Annotated in this window: 17 protein-coding genes; 7 read left to right on the forward strand and 10 right to left on the reverse strand. The window is 64.9% G+C overall.

Annotated elements, in window-relative coordinates; translation table 11 throughout:
- Positions 1-33 precede the first annotated feature (33 nt).
- Positions 34-2016, forward strand: coding sequence for an SDR family oxidoreductase (locus DFR24_RS15360; RefSeq protein WP_133882267.1), 1983 nt, complete (start codon positions 34-36; stop codon positions 2014-2016).
- Positions 2017-2250: 234 nt separating this feature from the next.
- A complete protein-coding gene (locus DFR24_RS15365) occupies positions 2251-3804 on the forward strand; it encodes a DUF5924 family protein (protein WP_162851238.1) in 1554 nt (517 codons plus the stop codon).
- Between the two features lie 28 nt (positions 3805-3832).
- Here the strand turns inward: DFR24_RS15365 and apaG are convergent, their stop codons facing one another.
- The 7 genes from apaG to lexA form a co-directional block, all read right to left on the reverse strand.
- The gene (apaG, locus tag DFR24_RS15370; RefSeq protein WP_133882269.1) at positions 3833-4219 is read right to left on the reverse strand and encodes a Co2+/Mg2+ efflux protein ApaG; all 387 of its coding nucleotides are present in this window, start codon (positions 4217-4219) and stop codon (positions 3833-3835) included.
- A 112-nt stretch (positions 4220-4331) separates the two neighbouring features.
- Positions 4332-6053: a translocation/assembly module TamB domain-containing protein gene (locus DFR24_RS15375; RefSeq protein ID WP_133882270.1), complete on the reverse strand. Its 1722-nt coding sequence runs from the start codon at positions 6051-6053 to the stop codon at positions 4332-4334.
- Between the two features lie 18 nt (positions 6054-6071).
- A complete protein-coding gene (locus tag DFR24_RS15380; protein WP_210772664.1) occupies positions 6072-9170 on the reverse strand; it encodes an error-prone DNA polymerase in 3099 nt (1032 codons plus the stop codon).
- Positions 9158-10576 (reverse strand): Y-family DNA polymerase, encoded by a 1419-nt coding sequence (locus DFR24_RS15385; protein WP_133882271.1) that lies wholly within the window; start codon positions 10574-10576, stop codon positions 9158-9160. The genes DFR24_RS15380 and DFR24_RS15385 overlap by 13 nt, the downstream gene beginning before the upstream one ends.
- Positions 10577-10595: 19 nt before the next feature.
- Positions 10596-11237 (reverse strand): translesion DNA synthesis-associated protein ImuA, encoded by a 642-nt coding sequence (gene imuA / locus DFR24_RS15390; protein ID WP_133882272.1) that lies wholly within the window; start codon positions 11235-11237, stop codon positions 10596-10598.
- A complete protein-coding gene (locus DFR24_RS15395) occupies positions 11210-11614 on the reverse strand; it encodes a VOC family protein (protein WP_133882273.1) in 405 nt (134 codons plus the stop codon). The genes imuA and DFR24_RS15395 overlap by 28 nt, the downstream gene beginning before the upstream one ends.
- 8 nt (positions 11615-11622) lie before the next feature.
- On the reverse strand, positions 11623-12237 hold the full coding sequence (gene lexA, locus DFR24_RS15400) for a transcriptional repressor LexA (RefSeq protein WP_133882274.1): 615 nt from the start codon (positions 12235-12237) through the stop codon (positions 11623-11625).
- A 289-nt stretch (positions 12238-12526) separates the two neighbouring features.
- Here lexA and nthB point away from each other — a divergent pair, with 289 nt between their 5' ends.
- Positions 12527-13147, forward strand: a complete 621-nt coding sequence (gene nthB, locus DFR24_RS15405; RefSeq protein ID WP_133882275.1) for a nitrile hydratase subunit beta — start codon at positions 12527-12529, stop codon at positions 13145-13147.
- A gap of 38 nt (positions 13148-13185) precedes the next feature.
- Positions 13186-13788: a nitrile hydratase subunit alpha gene (nthA, locus tag DFR24_RS15410; protein ID WP_133882276.1), complete on the forward strand. Its 603-nt coding sequence runs from the start codon at positions 13186-13188 to the stop codon at positions 13786-13788.
- Between the two features lie 75 nt (positions 13789-13863).
- Here the strand turns inward: nthA and DFR24_RS15415 are convergent, their stop codons facing one another.
- Positions 13864-14838, reverse strand: a complete 975-nt coding sequence (locus tag DFR24_RS15415) for an AraC-like ligand-binding domain-containing protein (protein WP_162851239.1) — start codon at positions 14836-14838, stop codon at positions 13864-13866.
- A 301-nt stretch (positions 14839-15139) separates the two neighbouring features.
- On the opposite strand from DFR24_RS15415, the gene DFR24_RS15420 reads away from it, so the two are divergent.
- The 3 genes from DFR24_RS15420 to DFR24_RS15430 all read left to right on the forward strand — a co-directional run bounded on the left by DFR24_RS15420 (position 15140) and on the right by DFR24_RS15430 (position 18549).
- Positions 15140-16525 carry a DUF1329 domain-containing protein gene (locus DFR24_RS15420; protein ID WP_133882278.1) on the forward strand — a complete coding sequence of 462 codons (1386 nt, stop codon included), beginning with the start codon at positions 15140-15142 and terminating at the stop codon, positions 16523-16525.
- 96 nt (positions 16526-16621) lie between these two features.
- The gene (locus DFR24_RS15425; RefSeq protein ID WP_133882279.1) at positions 16622-18130 is read left to right on the forward strand and encodes an amidase; all 1509 of its coding nucleotides are present in this window, start codon (positions 16622-16624) and stop codon (positions 18128-18130) included.
- Positions 18131-18159: 29 nt separating this feature from the next.
- Entirely contained in the window at positions 18160-18549 is a 390-nt protein-coding gene (locus tag DFR24_RS15430) for a helix-turn-helix transcriptional regulator (protein WP_133882280.1), read from the forward strand.
- A gap of 13 nt (positions 18550-18562) precedes the next feature.
- Here DFR24_RS15430 and DFR24_RS15435 read toward each other — a convergent pair whose 3' ends face one another.
- Both DFR24_RS15435 and DFR24_RS15440 read right to left on the reverse strand, forming a co-directional pair.
- Complete coding sequence (locus DFR24_RS15435) at positions 18563-20077, reverse strand: acyl-CoA synthetase (protein WP_133882281.1); 1515 nt, start codon at positions 20075-20077, stop codon at positions 18563-18565.
- 127 nt (positions 20078-20204) lie between these two features.
- Positions 20205-21452, reverse strand: a complete 1248-nt coding sequence (locus DFR24_RS15440; protein WP_133882282.1) for a cytochrome P450 — start codon at positions 21450-21452, stop codon at positions 20205-20207.
- Positions 21453-21526: the final 74 nt, after the last annotated feature.

A 21526-nucleotide genomic window follows, 5' to 3' on the forward strand; every position in this document is an offset into this window, starting at 1 on the left:
AGCGCTCCGTTGAGGAAGCCTGCGGAGCTCTCCATGAATTACCTCGTCACCGGCGCCACCGGATTCATCGGCAAATTCCTGCTCGAACATCTGCTCGCGCGTGAAGAGTCGAAGGTGTACGTCCTCGTGCGGGAATCGTCGCGCGAAAAGTTCGAGGACATCGCCGAGCGCTACGGCGACCTGAAGAAAAAGCTGCACATCGTCTCCGGCGACATCACGACGTCCGGACTGATGGCCTCTGAAGACCTCAAGAAGCTCAAGGGCAAGATCCAGCACCTGTTCCATCTCGCCGCCGTCTACGACATGAACATGGACGACGAGACGGCTGACCGCGTCAACAACGAGGGCACGCGCAACGTCGTCGCCTTCGCCAACGAGCTTGGTGGCGATGTCGTGCTGCACCACGTCTCCAGCGTCGCGGTGGCCGGCAGCAAGTTCGTCGGCAAGTTCACCGAGAACATGTTCGATGAAGGCCAGAGCATCACGCATCCGTACTACCGCACGAAGTATCAGAGTGAGGCGATCGTGCGAAGCGAAGCGCGGGTGGCATTCCGCATCTACCGTCCAGGTGTCGTCGTCGGCCATTCGCAGACCGGCGAGATGGACAAGATCGACGGACCTTATTACTTCGCCAAAGCGATCCAGCAGATCAGTTATCGCGTCCCGAAGTGGCTGCCGCTTCTGGGAATCGATGGCGGGAAGGTCGCGATCGCACCGGTCGATTACGTGGCGAGCGCGATGGATGCGATTGCGCACAAGCCCGGACTCGATGGCAAATGCTTCCATCTGATGCAGTCGAATTCGCCGAGCGTCGGCGATCTGCTGCAGGCTTTCCTCGAGGCGGCACACGGTCCTGAGTTCGCCAAGCGTGTTCCGATTCCGCGCATGCCGCGTGCGATGAAGCCGCTGGCCAAGCGACTTCAGAACGCGGTTCCCGAAAAGACCAAAAAGCAGATCGCCGATGCGATCGGTGTTCCGCTGTCCGTCCTCGGCTACGCCTTCAATCAAGCCGTTTTCGACGATCGCCAAGCACGCGCCGCGCTGAAGGACACGGACGTTCGTTGCCCTGATATCCGCGACTACGTCGACAAGCTCTGGCAGTACTGGGAGCTGTTCCTCGACCTCAAGGTCAAGATCACGCCGCGCCAGATGCAGAAGCTCTCCGGAAAAGTCGTGCTCGTCACGGGCGCATCGAGCGGCATCGGTTTCAACACGTCCAAGAAGCTCGCCGCTGCCGGTGCGAAAGTCATTCTCGTCGCACGCACGAAGGAAAAGCTCGACGAGACGCGATCGATCATCGAGAAGGCCGGCGGAGAAGCGCACGTCTATCCCTGCGATCTTTCGGACATGAAGGACATCGATCGCATGGCCGAAGAAGTGCTGCGCGACTTCGACCACGTCGACATCCTGATCAACAACGCCGGTCGGTCGATCCGCCGTGGCGTCATGGAATCCACGACGCGCTTCCACGATTTCGAACGCACGATGCAGCTCAATTATTTCGGCGCCGTGCGCCTGATCCTGGCGCTGCTGCCGGGCATGGCTAAACGCAAGAGCGGTCAGATCATCAACGTGAGCTCCATCGGTGTGCTGGCGAACGCGGCGCGTTTTTCGGCCTACGTCGCCAGCAAGTCCGCGCTCGATGCCTTCACGCGCTGCCTGTCGGCCGAAGTGCGCGCACACAACATCCACACCACCGCGATCTACATGCCGCTGGTGCGCACGCCGATGATTGCGCCGACCAAGATCTACGACTACGTGCCGACGTGGAGTCCCGACGACGCCGCCAACACGGTCATCAAGGCGATCGTCGAACGACCGAAGTCCATCGCGACGACGCTTGGCACCGCGGCTTCGATCAGCTACGCGCTGTGGCCCAAGGTCAACGATTACATCCTGTCGAAGGGTTTCCAGCTCTTCCCGTCTTCTTCGGCGGCAAAGGGGCGCAAGGACGGCCAGAAGCCCAGCATCGAACAGATGGTCTTCGCCAACGTGTTCAAGGGCGAGCACTGGTAACAGGTGGTCCGCCCTCGCCCGTGCGGGGGTGGACGTTGTCTGGAATGGGATCGGCCGAGGCGTTCCGCAAAGCTGGTATTCAGCTAGTGGCACGACACTCGGCCGACATTTTTGCATGGTCGTCCGCTTGATCCTCGTGACCCTCCCCGATCTTCCGGCCTCGTGCCTCGCATGAAGTCCCGCGTCCCGCCGAGTCCGTCTCTGATTCCGAGCCGAACGGCGGGAACGACGCGCGTGGAACCTTCACTGGATCCCGACCAGTCGGATGTGCCGACAATCCGCGTCGACCTCGAACCGCCGGTGCGGGCGACACTGCCGGCAGCCAAGCCGCCTGCAAGCGAAGGCGCGCTGCCGGATCCTTCCTTGATCGAACTGCCGGGCGCCGTCGAAACGGCACCCGCTTCGACTGCCGCAGCGCTGGCGCGCGCGGCACCGACGCTGGAGCCCTTGAGGCGGGAGATCGATCCGATTCCGCCCGTGGTCCCTCAAGAGTTGCAGACAGCGGCTGCGCGAGCGGAAGCATTCAACACCGTCTTCGTCGAGCCGGTTACGCCCTCGCCTCCCGTCGTCGATCCTGAGCCCGTCGGTCCGTTGTTTCGGCCGCCGGTGGAGCCCGTGCTCGAACTGTCGTTGATGCCGGAGGACGACGAAAACGACATGACCCGGGTGGTTCCCGCCCCCGCCCCGATATCGGCCGCATTCGTCCCCGTCCTCACCTCCATCCCCGCCGCTGCGCGCCCGTTGCCGGAGTTGCGCCCACCCTCCAGGCGCGCCGCCGCGCTGTCGCGATTCGATGCGCGCCTGCAGACGGCGAATCGTTTCCTCGATCGTTATCCCTGGCTGATGCCCACCGTCAGCTTCTCGGTCGGCTGGATCAGCTTCTTCCTGTTCCAGCGTGGCGAGGGGCTGGCGCGCGGTATCGCGGTGATCGCCCTGCTCGGCTGGCCCTGGCTGTTCGCGGAAAACCTGATCGGCCGTTGGGTGGTTGCGCGTTCGAACGGGCGTCTGAGCATCAGCGCGGTGCGCTTCGTCACGCAGCAGATCCAGCAGGAGATCCTGTTCTTCGCGCTGCCCTTCCTGTTCGGTGCGATGGTGCTCGAACCTGGGCAGATGCTCTTCGTCGGCGTCGCCGCGATCGTCGCGATCCTGGTTTCGCTGGACCCGATCTACCTGCATCGCATCGCTCCGCACGCGGGACTTTCATCTGCGCTGCACGCCTACTGCACGTTGATCGCGGCGCTCGTCGTGCTGCCGGTGGCGCTGCATCTACCGCTGGATCAAGCGCTACCGCTATCGCTGGCGATCACGGCCGGCAGCCTAGTGCTGAGCCTGCCGCGCATGCTGATCGCGGCGCCGAACAACAAGATGCGTCTGCTCGGCGTAGCGGCGCTGGCCGCTGCATTCCCGCTGATGTGGGCCTCGCGTGCCGCGATTCCGCCAGCGGGCCTCTGGGTGCGCGAAGCGCGCATCACCGATCGCATCGAAGGGCTGGAGCCGGGCTATCCGATCAAGGTGTTCGGCACGGGCGCCTTGCAACTGAGCGGCGGCATCGCGTTCGTTGCCGTACGGGCGCCGACGGGCTTGTCGCAGGCGGTGGTGTTCGACTGGCATCGCGAAGGAGAGCTCGTCGACCGCATTCCTGCGCAGATCTCGGGCGGTCGCGAGGGCGGCTTCCGGACCTACAGCCGCAAGCAGAATTTTCCGGAAGATTCGCGCGGCAACTGGCGCGTCGACCTGCGCACGCCGCAGGGTCAGCTCATCGCCCGCATGCGCTTCGAGGTGAACTGATCCCGGGGACGTCCGACCGGCGCGTCCCTCAGTTCAGCGCGTTGGGCACCGCGAGACGGAACGGTACGATGCGCGCGTCGAAGGCTTCGCGGGTATCCGCCAGGATCATGTTGAACTCGCCGTGCATGGTGCCCACGGGCGTGTCGAGCGGACAGGCGCTGGTGTATTCGAAGGCCTCGCCAGCCGCGAGGATCGGCTGGTGACCGACGACACCCGGTCCGCGCACTTCCTCGACCTTCCCCTCGCCATTGGTGATCACCCAGTGGCGCGACACGAGTTGCACCGTGTTTTCACCCTCGTTGCGGATGGTGATGTGGTACGAGAAGAAGTACCGGCGCGCTGCCGGATCGGACTGGTCGGGCACATAGCGCGGCTGGGCCACGATGCGAACGCCGCGGGTCAAGGTGTTGGACATGGGTCGATTCTATCCGGTCCACCCGCCGATCCTGCCAGCTAGGACCGCTACCCGAGTCGGAGGAGCTTGAAAAGAGCCCCGCTCCCTACCGGATCGCCAGCGCCCGCGTCCCTCATCGCACCTGGATGTTGTCGGTGTTGCGTGCGTCCTTGAGCTGCGCGATGAAGGTGTTCCAGTCGACCTGGCGGGAATAGCCGACGACGTCGATGCGGGGAACCAGCCTGCCCTTCACCAGCACGTAGCCACCGTTCCTGGCCTTCTCGATGCCATCCATCGTGCAGACGCCCTTGGCCAGCACGCAGCTCCAGCCGATGCGGTCGTAGACGAAGTCCTTGAAGAAGCGCAGGGCGCCACGCGACAGCACGCCGGTGGGCCCACCGCCGATCGAGGAGATGTTGTCGATGGCGCGCTGCGAGATGCGATGACGCGATTCATCGTCCTTGGGCGTCGCCAGTCGGGCCTTGAACGAGATCGGCTGCCAGTTGAGCAGACGCAGATCCTGCACGTCCCCGTCGAGGCGGCCTTCGATGCGGCCGAACGAGAACGCGCCGGTGACGGCCGCGAGATCCAGATCGCGCAGGCGGATGTCGGCCTCCACGCGCGGGACGCGACCGAAGGCGTCGAGGACGCGCAGGCCATCGACGGTCACTTCCCCATCGAAGGCACGTGCGGTCAGCGCGCCGCTCAAGGTCAGTTCTCCGTCCTTCAGGCTCAGGCCCGGCAGTCGGCCGCCGAGCTGCCCACCGAACTCGGGCCAGCCGAACGCGCGGGTCAAGGTGGGAAGGTCCAGGGGTTCGATCTCGGCATCGAACAGCGCAGCCATGTCGGCTTGTCCTGCCCGTTGCACCGCGAGCTGGCGGATGTTCAATGCGCCGCCGGCGAGCGGGATGCGCAAGGGTGCGAGCAGCGTCACGTCACGTACCGAAGTCCTGAAACGCAGTTCAGCCGCACCGAGTTTCAGGTCCGCGACATGCCCGCTAGTCCAGTGCAGTCTGGATTCGGCACCCTCGCCCTGCGACTGCCACGCGAGGGAGCCGTCCAGTCCGCTCAACCCGGTGGAAAACGATTCGGACTCGAGGCCTGCGCCTTCGAGTTGCAGCGCGATACGAGTGGGCGATGCCGCGATCAGGCTCACGCTGCCGTGCGCGCGGCCCGACAGGCTCAGCTTCTCGAGACGCGAACTCGCGAGGAACGGCTGCGCATAGGTCGTGAACACAGGCGCAAGCAGAAGGTCTTCGATCTGCAGTTCGATCTCGGGCCTCGGCGTCATGACCTTCGTCGCGCGACCGGCGATGTGCATCACGCCGTTCTGAACGATCTCGAATTGCGGAACATCGAGCCGTCCGCCGGCAATGCCGAACTTCCATGTGGCCTCGAGCGTCGCGGGTGCGGCTCCGAAGTCGACGAAAACCGGTTCGATGTAGATCTGCCCACGCGGCAGTGCCGCCTGCGCCTTTCCGTCGATGTGCCCGGCCTTTGCGATGATCTGCGCCGACAGGTCGAAATCCAGCTTGTCGGTGGCGTAGCGTCCGGTGAGTTCGGACAGCGTCATCGCGCGTGCCTTGGCCTTCGCCTTGGCCTGCCAGTCGCCGTTGCGCTGCAGGCGTCCATCGAACTTCACTTCCACGGTTTGATCCTGCACGGCCGCGCGCAGCGTGCCGTCAGCGCAACTGAGCACCTTTGCGGATGTCACCAGCGCGCAGTCGAAGTGAAGCTTCGTGAGAGGCGCCGGCAATGCTGGATGTTCGATCGAGCCGACGTCGAGCTGCACGCGCAGCGCAGCGGCGTGGCCGCTGCAAGCGAACAGGAATAGAGCGAGTGCGATACGAAACATCCCGCCATGGTCGCATGCTCAGTGGAAATCGCGCGACGACGTCGTCAGCCCACCGAGCCAGTGACTGCGGTCGTAGAAGCGCTGTACCACGATGTGCGTGACGCCCTGCTGTTTCTGCAGCTCGCCGCTGACGATCAGGAAACTCGCGCGCAGCGCCTCGAGGCGCTGTGTCTCCATCACCGAGCTCCACACGATCAGATTGTGTGAGCCGGTCTCGTCCTCCAGTGTCATGAACACCGTGCCCTTCGCGGTCTGCGGGCGCTGCCGGTTGATGACCAGGCCAGCGACGCGGATGCGTTGGCCATCCGCCATCTGTTCCAGGTCGGATGCGCGCTTCACGCGAATCGTGTCGAGCCGCTCGCGCAGCAACGCGACGGGATGACGCCGCAGGCTCAGGCCCGTGGACGCATAGTCGTCGAAGATGTCCCGGGTTTCGTGCGGCGCACGCAGCAGATCGAGCTGTGGCTCCTTTGCCGCATGACCGGACAGCATGCCGGGCAGGCGCTCGGCGCCGAGTGCGGACCAGCGGGCGCGATGACGATGACCCACGAGCGTGCGCAAGGCATCGCTGTCCGCGAGCAGGCGGCGATCGCGCACATCGAGCAGCGCTCGGGCGACGAGATCGTCGAGATCGAAGAACGGCGCGTCTTTGCGCGCCCGCTCGATGCGCAGCGCCACGTCTTCGGAAAATCCGCTGATGCAGCGCAGCCCGAGACGCAGCGTGTTGCGATCGTCCAGCGTGCAATCCCAGTCGCTGTGCATCACGTCCACCGGTAGCACGTTCACGTCGCTGCGACGGGCTTCCTGCACGAGCTGCGCCGGCGCATAGAAACCCATCGGCTGCGAGTTGATCAGGCCGGCGATGAAGGCCGCGGGCTCGTGACACTTGAGCCAGGACGAGGCATAGGCGAGCACCGCGAAACTCGCAGCATGCGATTCGGGGAATCCATAAGAGCCGAAACCCAGCACCATCTTGTAGATGTCCTCCGCGAACTTCTCGCCGAGGCCATTCCTGGCCATGCCGGTCACGAGCTTGTCGTGAAAGTGCTCGAGTCCGCCGTCGCGTTTCCATGCCGCCATCGAGCGGCGCACCTGATCGGCTTCGCCCGGCGAGAAGTCCGCGCCGTCGATCGCGATCTGCATCACCTGCTCCTGGAACAGCGGCACGCCGAGCGTGCGCTCCAGGGCCTTGTGCAACTTCGGCGGAATCTTGAAATCGGCTTTCGGATTCCTTTCAAGCTGTTGCCGCCGTTTCAGGTAAGGATGAACCATGCCGCCCTGGATCGGGCCCGGTCTCACGATGGCGATCTGCACCACGAGGTCGTAGAACTCACGTGGCTTCAGACGCGGCAGCATCGACATCTGCGCGCGCGATTCGATCTGGAATACGCCCACGGTCTTGGCCTTGCAGATCATGTCGTAGGTGGGCCGATCATTCCTCGGCACGTCGGTCAGGCCGAACGGCTGATTCCGGATCGTCGATACCATCTCGAAGCTGCGCCGCAAGGTGCTGAGCATGCCCAGCGCGAGCACGTCGACCTTCAACAAACCGAGCGACTCGAGATCGTCCTTGTCCCACTGGATGATGGTCCGGTCCGGCATCGACGCGTTCTCCACCGGCACCAGTCGCGACACCGGCCCGTCGGAGATCACGAAGCCACCGACATGCTGCGACAGATGTCGCGGCATGCCCACGAGCTGGCCCACGAGTTCCAGCCAGTTGCGGATAACGGGAGCCGCAGGGTCGAAGCCGAGTTCCTGCAAGCGATCGGGCAGCGCCTCCTTGCGATCCCACCACGCGAGCGACTTGGAGAACGCATCGATCTGATCAGGCGCCAGGCCCAGCGCCTTGCCTACGTCGCGAATCGCGCGCTTCTTGCGGTAGTGGATCACCGTGGCCGCGATCGCCGCGCGATCGCGACCGTACCTGTTGAACACGTACTGGATGATGTCTTCGCGCCGCTGGTGCTCGAAGTCCACGTCGATGTCCGGCGGTTCGTTGCGTTCCTTGGACAGGAAGCGCTCGAACAGCAGATTGCCCTCCTCGGGCGTCACTGCGGTGATCCCCAGCGCAAAGCACACGGCCGAGTTGGCAGCACTGCCGCGACCCTGGCACAGAATCTTCAGTCGTCTTGCTTCACGCACGATGTCGTGCACGGTCAGGAAGAAGGGTTCGTACTGAAGATCGGCGATCAGTCGAAGCTCCTTCTCGATCTGATCGATCACCAAAGTGGGCACGCCCTCAGGCCAACGTACGTGCATGCCCTCCTCGGTGAGGTGTCGCAGCCAGCTCGTCGGCGTGTGACCTCGCTCTACCAGTTCGCTCGGATACTGGTACTTGATCTCCTTCATGCCGAAGTTGCAGCGCTCGGCGATGCGCAGCGTCTGCTCGAGCAGATCCGGCGGATAGAGTTCCTGCAATTCTTCAAAGGAATGCAGATGACGCTCGGCGTTGGGCAGCAGGCGATAGCCGCACTCGCTGATCGGCAGGCCGTGCAAGGTCGCCGTCAACACATCGTGCAACGGCCGGCGCTGACGAACGTGGTAGCGCACATCACCGCTGGCCACGAGCGGCAGGCCGAAGCGCTCGCCGACGCGACGCAGCTGGGTCAATCGTTTGCGATCGCCCGGACCGCGATGCAATTCCACGCCGATCCACGCGCGCTCGCCGAACGTGTCGCGCATCCAGGCCGCGTGATCCGCGCTTGCCGCTGCGTCCGGAATCCACAAAGCCAGGGCCGATTGCGCATGGAGTGTGAAGTCCTCGCGCAGCACGCGGTATTCCCCCTTCTTGCTCCGTCGCCGTGCATGCGTGATCAACGCCGACATCGCTTCGTATGCGGCTTTGTCCGTTACGAGCAACACCAGTTTGGGTCCGTCATCGATCTGCAGTTCGCAGCCGACGATGAGTTTCAGTCCGTATTCCTTGGAAGCCTCGTGTGCCCGCACGATGCCTGCGAGCGAGCACTCGTCGGTGATGGCGAGCGCCTGGTATCCGAGCGCCCTGGCTTGCGCGAACAATTCCTTGGCCTGCGATGCGCCTCGCTGGAACGAGAAGCACGACAGGCAGTGCAGCTCTGCATAACCCACAGGCAGCGGATCGGTCACGAGAACCATCCGTGCAGATACCACTTGTCCGAACCGACTTCGCGATACACCCAGGCGCGGCCGCCGTTGATATCCAGGATCGTGTAATCGCGGCGCTGGTCATCGCCATCCCACCAGCCCGACTCGATGCGTTCGAACGCAGTGCCTGCTGGAAGCGCCGGTGGCGGCATAGTCCAGGGTTCCGCACACAGCAGGCTCGGCCGCAGAGGACCGGAGAAAGCAGGAATCTGTTTGGCGGGCAACGCGGCTGCGCGGCGCATCGCGCGTTCAGGCCGATGATCCTCGACGGCCTGCGGCATCCACACTTTGTCTTCACCCAGCCGCCCGCGAATGCGTTCGATCGCCGCCGACCAAGCCTGCGCCTGACCGGCGCGTGCATCGAAGAAATCATTCTGCGGGACGGAAGCCTCGGCGAAATCCTCGGCCATGAGCACCAGATCGCGCGCCGGAAGCGGCAGGCCATCGCGTTCGAGGCGCTCGTGCAGGGCATCGAAGATGCGCTTGGCCTCCCGATGCGGATCGACGAACTGTGCATGGATGCGCGTCTCGCGCGCACCGGCGTGCATCACCGCGAGCGTCACGCCGCGCAATCCGCGATCGCGTGTGCGCAGGTAGGCCTGCAGCTCCGTGCACAGCCGCTTCAACGGGAACTGCAGACGCTCGACGTCTTCGATCTCCGCGCTCAGCTCGAAGCGACGGCGGAAGCTTTCGGGAGGCGCGAGCGTGTCGCAGGGTTCGGGCGCATGGCCGATCAGGCGATCGAGTTCGAGCCGGTACTGCGTGCCGAAGCGTTTCGAGAACGCATCGCGTGGAACGGCGAACAGATCGCCCAGCCGGCGGAAGCCGACGCCCGAAAGCGAGTGCAGCACGTCGCCCGGCCAGTGCAACGAAGACAGCGGCAGGTTCGCAAGACACGCCGACAGTGCTTCCGTATCGGTGATCGGATCGGTGTGACCCATGCAGGCGAGCAAGGCAGCGCCCGCGCGCGTGGGCGCGATGCCGATCTGCGCTGCGTGTCCCAGTTCCTTCAATTCGTTGCACAAGCGATCGCGCAATACGTCCAGGCCACCGAACAACGCAAGGCTGTTGCCGATCTCCACCCACAGCAACGCGCGCGGACGACGGCCGGGCTCGGCGAGATCCTGGATCTCGGCAGTGACCGGCTGCCCGAAGCGATAGATCCAGTACGCGAGGCTGCGCAGCGTCTCCTGCTCTGCGCCGGGGCGTCGTACCTGCACTTTCAGATCGGGATACAGCGACTGTGCACGCGACAGCGGTGTTCCCGCTGCGCAATCCGGCGTGTCCGTGATCAGCCAGCGCTGCGAGCCCCGCTGATCGACCACAGCGCTGCCGGCGTGCGGGGAACCCAGCGCCGACAGCGGCAGTTGCGGAAGATGGAGGCAGAGCCAGAGCATGCGATGCGCAGATGCGGGTTCATGCCGCAGCCCGTAGAGGAATCGGCAAGGGCCGCGCCCCGCGACACTTCAGCACTTCGACCTGCGGCGCCGCGTTCTGGCGCCAGATGCGTAGACGCAGCGCGCTGGGCGTGGATTCCGCGGCGTAGCGCTCGGAGCGATAGAGCAGCACGCAGCTGTCGCTCTCCTCGGCGGCGAGCTGCAGGCGTCGCAGCGCGTGCGCGTCGGCTTTCTCGATCCACAGCAGCACCGCACCGGCCGCGGCGCGCAGCAATTGCTCGGCCGACCACAGCGCGTTCTGCTCGCTGTCGGATTCCGTGCGATCCACGATGAGCAATTTGGATAGCTGGATGCCGGCAGCAGCCAGGCGCGGTGCATAAGGCAGCATCGGCGGCGCGACGAACGCGACGGGTCGCCCGGCCTGGGTGAGCCGTGCGAGCAGCGGCAGCGCCAGGCTCAACTCGCCAGCGCCGAGCTGCGCATGCAGCACTTCGCTGACAGCGCCCAGCGGCCAGCCGCCGCCGGGCAAGGCGCGATCCAGCACGTCGAAGCCGGTGGGTTCGGTGCGGATCTGCGCTTGTTCGGTGGCGCGCCAGACCTTCGGCCCCAGCAGCGTGCGGGGATCGATGCGATCTACGCGTGCGGGAAGTGCGGATTCCATGCGACTTCCCAGAGAAAACCTTCGGAGTCGGCGAAGTAGCCGGAATAGCCGCCCCAGGGGGCGCGATGAGGTGGCTTGACGATCTTCACGTTCGCCGCGCGCAGCTCCGCGAACAGCGCATCGACGGCTTCGATCGAACCCAGGTTGTGCGCGAGTGTGAAACCCGCGAAGCCGCCTCCATCATTCGCAAGGCCGGCGTCCTTCGCCAGTTCCTCGCGCGGGAACAGCGACAGCCAGGTCTTGCCCATCTCGAAGAAGCTCACGCCGGCGTCATCCGGCATCGGGATGCGCGGCAGCTTGAGAACATCGGCGTAGAAACGCGTGGCGCGATCGAGATCGGCGACGCCCAGCGTGATGAAACTGATGCGAGGTTCCATGCGCGTGCTCAGTTGCGCGAGAACCCGCCGGTGCGCAGCAGACCCACCGCAAGTCCCTCGATCTCTAGCGGCTCGCGTGACAGGTCCACGCGGATCGGCTCGAAATCGGCATTCTCGGGAAGCAGGCGCACGACGTCGCCGCGCCGCTCGAATCGTTTCACGGTGACCTCGTCGCCGATGCGGGCGACGACGACCTGCCCGTTGCGCGCGGTGGCCTGACGGTGCACCGCGAGCAGATCGCCATCGCGGATGCCGATGTCGCGCATCGATTCGCCGCTCACGCGCAGCAGGTAATCCGCGCGCGGCTTGAACAGGTCGGCTTCCACCGGCACATGACGTTCGAGGTTTTCCAGCGCGAGCAGCGGCGAGCCCGCGGCTACACGCCCGATCAGCGGAAGCTGGAATTGCTGGGGCACGGCTTCGAGCAGGCGAATACCACGCGCAGCCCCCGGGACCAGTTCGATCACGCCCTTCTTCGCAAGGGCTTTCAGATGATCGTCCGCCGCGGTGGGCGAGGCGAAGCCGAATTCGGTGACGATCTCGGCGCGCGTAGGCGGCGCGCCGCGCGACTCCAGGGAGGCGCGGATGAACGCGAGAATGTCGGTCTGGCGGGGGGTGAGCATGGGCTACTGCCGGAAACACTGTACGTATATACAGTAGTCGGACAGCGGCTCCGAGCCAAGCCCCCGCAGCGGATTTTTTCTAACCCGCCTTCTTCATCTGCCTGGGAGCCGCGACGCGATCGCTTTCCAATCAGCGGCTTGTCCCGAGAAAAAAGAGTATCCAACGGCAGCAGGAAGCTGAAGCAAGGAATGGAAGAAGCCCGGGCAGGAGCGCGGGCTCCGGATTTCTTACGGTGTCTCCCAGCAGCCTCTGGGCAATTCTGCCCGGGGACCTGGTCTGGAGGACGGCATGGACGGTGTGCATGACCTGGGCGGCGTCAACGGATTCGGCGTCGTGCGGCCGGAGCCCAACGAGCCGGTGTTCCACGAATCCTGGGAGCCGATCGGCTATGCGCTGATCTTCGTCGGCGCCGGCGAACTCAAGGCCTTCACGATCGACGAGCTGCGCCACGCGATCGAACGCATGGACCCGCGGCATTACCTCACGTCGAGCTATTACGAGCGCATCGTCACCGGGGTGGCGGCATTGTTCGTCGAGAAGGGTTACATCACGCACGAGACGCTCGAGGCCAAGGCCGGGGGGCGGTTCCCGCTCGCACTGCCGGTGACACCCGGCGAACGCGCGCGCGACGAAAGCCTGGACCTGCAGCCCGGGGATGCCGTCGCCGTGCGTTCCGGTCATTTCCGTGGACACGCGCGCATGCCGCGCTACGTTCGCGGCAAGCGCGGCACGATCCTGCACCGGACGACGCATGCCTTCCCGTTCGCCGGCTCCGCCGGACACGGCATCGAAGCCAAGCTCGAACCCACGTACCACGTGAAGTTCGAGGCGAAAGATCTGTGGAGCGATGCCGCCGACAACTCGAGCGTCGTCGTCGATCTGTGGGAAAGCTACCTCGAGAAAATCTGAGTCCGCGTCGTCCCCCATCCCATTCCCTGGAGACCGCCATGAGCGACCACCACTCCCCCGAAGCGCCGCTGGCATCGAAAGCCGCCCGCGCCAACGCGCTACGCGCAGCGCTGGACGAGAAGAACCTGATCCCCAAGGACTACATCGAGAACTTCGCGCACGTCGCGGAGAACGACTGGAAGCCGCAGAACGGCGCGCACGTCGTCGCCAAGGCCTGGACCGATCCGGCGTTCCGCGAGCGCTTGCTGAAGGACGCGACCGCCGCCTGCGCGGAACTGGGATACGGCGGCCCGCAGGGTGAATACATCGTCGCGCTCGTCGACACGCCGCAGTTGCATCACGTGATCGTCTGCACGCTGTGCTCGTGCACCGCGTGGCCGATCCTGGGTCTGCCGCCCGACTGGTACAAGAGCTTCGAGTACCGCTCGCGCGTCGTGCGCGAATCGCGCAGCCTGTTGCGCGAGATGGGGCTGGATCTTCCGGAGTCGGTCGAGATCCGCGTCGTCGACACCACCGCCGAGACGCGCTTCCTGGTGCTGCCGCTGCGGCCGCAGGGGACCAAGGGCTGGAGCGAGGATCAGCTCGCCGCGCTGGTCAGCAAGAACGTGCTGATCGGCGTTGCGCTTCCGAAGATCGACTGAACCCGTAGCCCGGGTGAAACCCGGGATCGTTGCTCGAATTGCGAGGGAAACCCCGGGTTTCACCCGGGCTACGGATTACGCTTGTGCCGAGCCGAGGGTGCGTACGCGAAAATCCCGTGGCCCGAGTCCGTAGACGCGCTTGAACATGCGGCTCAGGTGCGAGGCATCGCTGAAGCCCCAGCGGAATCCGATCTGCGTCACCGTCAGATTCACCAGCAGCGGATCGGCGAGATCGCGGCGACAACGATCCAGGCGCTGCGTCCAGATCCAGTCGGACAAGGTCACGCCCTGCGATTCCAGGATGCGGTAGATGCTGCTGATCGATAGTTGCAACGCCTGCGCCGTGCTCTGCACCGACAGCGAAGGCTCGTGCAGATGTTCACGCACATAGGCCTGGATCCGCTGCACGTGGTAATTCGCCAAGGTCGACAGCGGCGGCGGCGTGTCCTTGCCCAGCGAGCGCAAACCGGCCGTGAGGATATCCACGACGCTTGCCGAAATCGCGTCGTAGGAGATCGGGTCGAGATCGTCGATGTCGGCGAGCAAGGTGCGGATCATGTTGATCATCAGATGACCCGCGCCCTTGAGGCCCGACACTTTCATCGCGGTCAGCGATTCGGCATTGGGAAGCTGCGCGATCAGCAGCTGGCGCGGCACCTTGAGCGTGATCTGGTGCAGGCCATCCGGGTAGAGCAATGAATAAGGCCGCGTGCTGTCGTACATCGCGAAATCGCCGGGCTGCAGTTCGGCCTCGCGGTTGTCCTGCAGGATGAGACTGCGTCCCTGCGCCTGGATGCTGACGATGAAGACGTCTTCGGCGGAGCGTGCGATCAGCGGGCGCGTCCGCTGCACGTTCTGCGCGGATCCCTTGACGATCGACACGTCGACGGCCGAGATCTGGTTCTGGTGGATGTGGCCTTCGAAAGGCTTGTCGGACCCGACGTCCAGCGGCTCGCACGAGAGCTTGACGTAGGCATCGCAGAGCGCGTCGACCCAATATTCCGTCGTCTCGTTCGGCGGCGCGCTATCGGTGGTGAAGATGCGGGTCATGGTGGCCCCTCGAGGTACAGCAACGAAGCAAGAAACCTGCCCTGATGACAGGACTCCAGCGTGTGCCGATTTCGTGCCGTGCTCAAGAGCCTGACAAATCCAGCCAAGTAATGCGGGAATCTGGTCCGGGCCACGCGCCGGGCGCTCCATGAAGATGAATCGTCGGATTCTCCAGGACGATTCCCTGCATCGGCACCGGTCGGATTCCATCGAACGACCGCGATTCGCAGCCGGATTCACTTTCCCGGAACTCCGCAGGGCAAACGGCCATCGGGCCGCCCCACGCACCAGGGAATCTCACATGCGAATCCGAAAATACGACTTCGATTACAGCCGGCGCGCCTTCATGGAGAAGGTCGCCACCGGTGCGGGCGCCGGTGTGCTCGCCCCGTTGTGGAGCACCATCGCCCACTCGGCTGACGACATCAGCAAGGCCTATCCCGATGAGCTGCTGTCCATCGAGATGTACACCAAGGGCCGCATCAAGCCGGGCGATGTGGTGACGGCGGACAACGTCGACATCGTGAAGGATCTGCTCGAACCGATCTGTTATCGCCAGGTCAAGGAACAGGGCCGCCGGCTGAACATCGTCGAGTCCACCAAGGACGTTACGACGCTGTTCAACCACGACTACCTCGATGTCACGCTGCGCAATCGCGGACGTGCCGCGTTCGGCCCGGATGGCAACGTGTGGACGGACGGAAAAGTCGGCAGCCCGTGGATCGGCGGCCTGCCGTTCACCGATCCGAAGGACGGCAACCAGATGATTGCCGACATGACGCTGGCCTGGGGCAAGCACGACTACTCGCAGTACGCGATCCCGGCGTGGAGTCTGAATCCGCAGGGCGAAGTGGCCTACAGCCAGGATTTCGTCTGGTGCGAACTCAACACCACGGCGCGCGGTGACGGCACCGTCTTCAACGGCATGAGCGACAAGCTGCGCCTGCAGACGGTCTTCTTCACCGGGCCCAACGACATCAAGGGATCCTCGTTCCTGTCCATCTGGTACTACGACCAGCGCAAGTTCCCGGATCTGTACGGATACTTCCCGGCGTTCAAGCGCGTGCGCCAGTTCCCTACCAACCAGCGCTTCGAGCCGCTGGTGCCGGGCATCACGTTCTTCCTGTCCGACGCCTGGGCCGCCGGCGATCCGATGCTCACGTGGGGCAACTACAAGATCGTCGAACGCAAGCCCTTCCTCGGCGCGGTCAGCAATCGCAACTGGAACGGCGCCGATGCGAAATGGCATCGCCCGTTCCATGGCGGACCCAAGGGCAAGACCTTCCTCGACAGCTACTTCTCGCTGGTGCCCGAGGCGATCGTCCTCGAAGCCGAGCCCACCGGTTATCCGCGTGCGCCGGTGAGCAAGAAGCGGGTGTGGATCGATGCACGCAACTGCCACTTCATGTCGACCATCACGACGGATCGTCGTGGCGAGATCTGGAAGCAGTTCGAACTCGGCAGCGGCCAGTTCAAGAACGGCAACGCGGTACTCAACGATGAGAAGGGTCGCCCCGACTGGTCATGGCTGCACGTGCACAGCCACGACATCCAGTCCAACCGCATGAGCATCCTGCTGCACGCCAAGGAAGTAGCCGGCGGCTACAAGACGACGTTCCAGACCGGCGGCGTCGATGTCTACAACAAGTTCCTGACGTCCTCCGCGATCGCGCGGCTGGGGCAATAGGTTTTCCTCCTTGCCGGCGGCGCGCGCCGCCGGCTTCTCTATTCGATGTGTCACGGATCGCGACGAGCGATCCGCGACGTGCTGTGTGTCCAGACAATGAAAAAGCCAACGGCATCGGAAATCCTCGCCATCGCGGCGTCGCTGAAGATTCAGGTGACACCCGAACAGCTCGAGCAATACCTCGCGGTCATGGAAGGATCGACGGCGGGCTACCAGTTGCTCGAATCCCTCGGCGATGAACTTCCGCTCGTGCGCTATCCGCGCACGCCCGGGTATCAGCCACCGGCCGCGGAGAATCCGCACAACGCCTGGTACTACAGGACGACGATCCACGGCGCCGCGCAAGGGCGGCTGAAGGGCAAAACCTTCGCCGTGAAGGACAACGTCTGCGTCGCCGGCGTCCCGATGATGAATGGCGCGTCCACATTGCAGGGCTATGTGCCCGACGTGGATGCCACGGTGGTCACGCGCATCCTCGACGCAGGCGGCACGATCCTCGGCAAGTCGCATTGCGAGTACCTGTGTTTCTCCGGCGGCAGCCACACCTCCGCGCTCGGTCCGGTGATCAACGCACGCAAGGCGGGACACATGTCCGGCGGCTCGTCCTCGGGCAGCGCAACATTGGTGGCGTCCGGCGTCGTCGACATGGCGATCGGCGGCGACCAGGGCGGATCGATCCGCATCCCGTCGGCCTTCAGCGGCACCGTCGGCATGAAGGGAACACACGGGCTGGTCCCCTACACCGGCGCGATGCCGATCGAAGCGACGATCGATCACCTCGGCCCGATCACGTCGAACGTCGCCGACAGCGCGCTGCTGCTCGAAGTGCTGGCCGGTGGCGATGATCTCGATCCGCGCCAGGGCGGCGTGCGCACGCAGGCCTACACCGCGGCGCTCGGCCAGGGCGTGAAAGGCCTGCGAATCGGCGTGCTGCGCGAAGGTTTCGGACACGCGTTGTCCGAAGAGGATGTCGACGCCGCCGTGCGTGCCGCCGCATCGCTCTATCAGGGCATCGGTGCGGAAGTAGAGGAAATCTCGATTCCGCTGCACCTCGCCGCCCCCGCGATCTGGTCCGCCATCGCGCACGAAGGCGGCACCGTGCAGATGCTTCACGGCAACGGTTTCGGCTTCAACTGGAAGGGCCTGTACGTGCCGAGCCTGATGCAGGCCCACGACGCGTGGCGCACGCGCGCCGACGACTTCTCCGATTCAGTGAAGGCGACCTTGCTGTTCGGGCAGTACGTGCTCGACAAGTATCGCGGCCAGCACTACGCGCGCGCGCAGAACCTGTCGCGGCGCCTGCAGCGGGTATACGACGAGGCGCTGTCGCGCGTCGATGTGCTGCTGATGCCGACGGTGCCGATGAAGGCCCGCCGCATTCCGGCGCCGGATGCGGGGATTGCCGAGGTGTGTGCCCGGGCCTTCGAGTCGATCCCGAATACCGCGCCCTTCAACGTCACCGGCCATCCGGCGATCTCGATCCCCTGCGCGGTCCGCGACGACCTGCCGATCGGCCTGATGCTGGTGGGCAAGCACTGGGAAGAGTGCACGCTCTACCGCGCGGCGCATGCGTTCGAGCAGGCCGTCGACTGGCAGCGCGCCTAGAACCGCTCGCTCTTCACAAGGCCATCACGATGAGCGTCCGGCAAGCGCGATCCCGCAACCGTCATGTCTTCTGCCTGGCGCCGAAGCCTCCCGGTTTTCGCGCGCCGCCGCATGCGTCCGACGCGATCTGCGGCCGACCGGGCACGGTGTACGCGGAAGGCCGCATCGACGACGACGCGACGAATTCGCGGACGCTGCGTGCCGGCGCGCCGTTCATCCAGGACCTGACGGAGCGCGAGCGGCAGGTGCTCGCCGCGCTGGTCCAGGGTCACTCCAATCCGCAGATCGCCGCCGTCCTGTTCATCAGCGTCGATTGCGTCAAGTTCCACCTCAAGAACATCTACGGGAAGCTGGGCGCGCAGCGCAGGACCCACGCCGCGCAGATCGCGATGCAGCGCGGAATCCTGTCGATGCGATAACGGATGCCCGGCCTCAGGCCGCCGTGTAGCGGGTCTTGATCAGGCGCTTGAGCAGCTTGCCGTTGGGCAGGCGCGGCAGGTCGTTGTCGAACTCCACCCGGCGCGGGCACTTGAAGTGTGCGATCTGTTCGCGGCAGAACGCGATGAGTTCCGCCTTGAGGGCGTCGCTCGCCAGGCTCGCGTCGCGCAACTGCACGGCAGCCAGCACTTCTTCGCCCAGCTCCGGGTGCGGCACGCCGATCACCGCCACGTCCATCACGGCGGGATGGCCGATCAGCACGTTCTCCACTTCCTGCGGGTACACGTTCACGCCGCCGGAAATGATCATGAAGGCCTTGCGGTCCGTCAGGTACACATACCCGTCCGCATCCATGTGGCCGATGTCGCCGAGCGTGCTCCAGCCCTGCGCGTTGTGGGCCGAGCGCGTCTTCTCGGGATCCTTGAAGTACTCGAACGCCGGCATGCCGGAGAAGTAGACCGCGCCGGTCTCGCCGACGGGCAGCTCATTGCCTTCGTCGTCGCAGATGTGCGCCACGCCGAGCGCTGCCTTGCCGACCGTGCCCGGGTGCGTGAACCAGTCCTGCGGTCCCACCGCGCACAGGCCGTTGACCTCGCTGCCGCCGTAGTACTCGTGGATGATCGGTCCCCACCATTCGAACATCGCGCGCTTGACGTCTGGCGGGCAGGGTGCGGCGGCGTGCACGGCCATCTTCAGGCTCGATACGTCGAATGCGAGACGCTGGTCCGTGGGCAGCTTGAGCATGCGCACGAACATCGTCGGCACGAACTGCGCGTGCGTGATGCGGTGCTGCTGGATCAGGCGCAGCGACTCGAGTGCATCGAACTGCGTCATGCAGACGATCGCGCCACCGGCGCGCTGGATCGCCATCGTCCAGCCCAGCGGCGCGGCGTGGTACAGCGGCGCCGGCGACAGGTACACGCTCTGCGCACCGATGCCGTAGAACGCAGACAGGAACTTGTCGAGCGCCGCCGAAGTGCCGAACGGGCGGCCGTCGAGCGCACGCTTGATGCCCTTGGGTTTGCCGGTGGTGCCCGACGAATAGAACATCACCTGCCCTTCGGCCGGCGCGTGCTGAGTGGCTGGCGTCGTCGGTGACGCGATGGCCGCGCGCACGATGTCCCAGTCGGCGTCGTCGACATTGACCGTTCGCGCGCAGCGGCTGCCCGCGCAGGCGCGCGCTGCGGTCTCGCGGTGCTGCGCCGAGGTGACCATCACCACCGCTTCCGAATCCGCGGTGATGTAGGCGACCTCGTCGGCCTTCAGGTGCCAGTTGATCGGCACGTAGTACAGGCCCATGCGCTGCGCGGCCCAGGTGGCGACGTAGTACTCGGGCCGATTCTCCATCAGCACCGCGATGACGTCGCCGCTGCGCAGACCCAGCTCGTGGAAGCGGTTGGCCAGCACGAGGCTCGCGTGATCGAGCTGGCGGAAGCTCAGCGAGCGGCCGTCGCTCATCGTGACGGCGGGATCGTTCGGGCGTTCCTGGGCGTGGACGGCGATGTGCATCGTGATGATCTCGGTGTTGAGCGTGACGAATGGTGATGCGCTACGACGTTGACGCAAACCGTAGCCCGGGTGAAACCCGGGATCTTTTCTCTCTATGTCGTGGGAGAAGCCCCGGGTTGCACCCGGGCTACGCGGCGACGCCGAAGCGCATCGGCAGCGACTTGATGCCGTGAATGAAGTTGGAGCGGATACGCGGCACCGGGCCGGTGAGCTCCAGCGTCTGGTAACGGTTCAGCAATTCTTCGAGGAAGACGCGGATCTGCATCTCGGCCAGGCGGCTGCCGATGCACACGTGCTGGCCGACGCCGAAGCCCAGATGACGCTGCACCGGGCGGGTCACGTCGAAGTCGAACGGATTTCCCCAGGTGTCCTCATCGCGGTTGGCGGACGGATACCAGAACAGCACCTTCGAGCCCTTCGCGATCTTCTGCCCGCGGATCTCGACGTCCTGCATCACGGTGCGGCGCATGTGCATCACCGGCGACACCCAGCGCACGATCTCGTTGACGGCGGACGGAATCAGCGTGCGGTTCGACACCAGCTTCTTCCACTGCTCCGGATGCTGCGTGAATGCGAGCAGGCCTCCCGAGATCGAGTTGCGCGTGGTCTCGTTGCCGCCGACCAGCACGAGAATGATGTTCGCGAAGAAATCCTTCAGCGGAACGAGGCTGCCGTCCTTCTCGCGGCTGATGAGCCGGATGATGTCGGCGCCACCGCTGTCCAGGCGCGCGGCGCGCAGCTCGGCGCCGAAGGCCATCAGTTCGCCGATGACCTGTCCCATGTACTCGGGTGATTTGCGGAACTCGGGGTCGTCCTCGCCGATCAGCGCGTTGGTCCACTCGACCAGCTTGGTCTCGGATCCCGGAGGCGCTTCGAACAGCTCGGCCAGCGTCTGGATCGGGATCGGCGCGGACAGCGTCTTCACGACGTCGAACGCTGTGCCGGCGGAAACGGCCTCGAACAGCCGCGTGATGCGCGCACGAATGCGCGCCTCCATCTCGACCAAGCGCACCGGCGCCACCGCCGGCATCAGCGCCAGTCGCTGCTGCACGTGCTTGGGTGGATCGCGCGAAATGAACGGAATGCCGATCGGGCTCTCGGAGCCTGAGCCCGCGACACCCGCGGCCTGCTCGTCGAACAGGCGGTGTCCGCCGTTCTCCGTGGCCGACGAGAAGACCGCCGGATTCTTCGCGGCCGCGGAGATGTCGTCGTGACGCAGCAGCGACCAGAAGCCGGGGCCGTTCTCTTCCTCGCTCCAGCACACGGGCATCGTGCGGCGCAGCTCGGTGTACAGCTCGTGCGGAAACCCATTCTCGTAATGGGTTGCATCGCCGAGCCGCACCGGGGCCAGGGGTCTTTGATTGATGGGGTCCATGCACGGTCTCCTGTCGTTTGCGCGCTCTCTGTCGGAGCGATCCCTACGCTAGCCGCAAAATAGACACTGTGTCT

Source organism: Panacagrimonas perspica (genome assembly GCF_004364935.1).
Taxonomy (GTDB): Bacteria; Pseudomonadota; Gammaproteobacteria; order Nevskiales; family Nevskiaceae; genus Panacagrimonas; species Panacagrimonas perspica.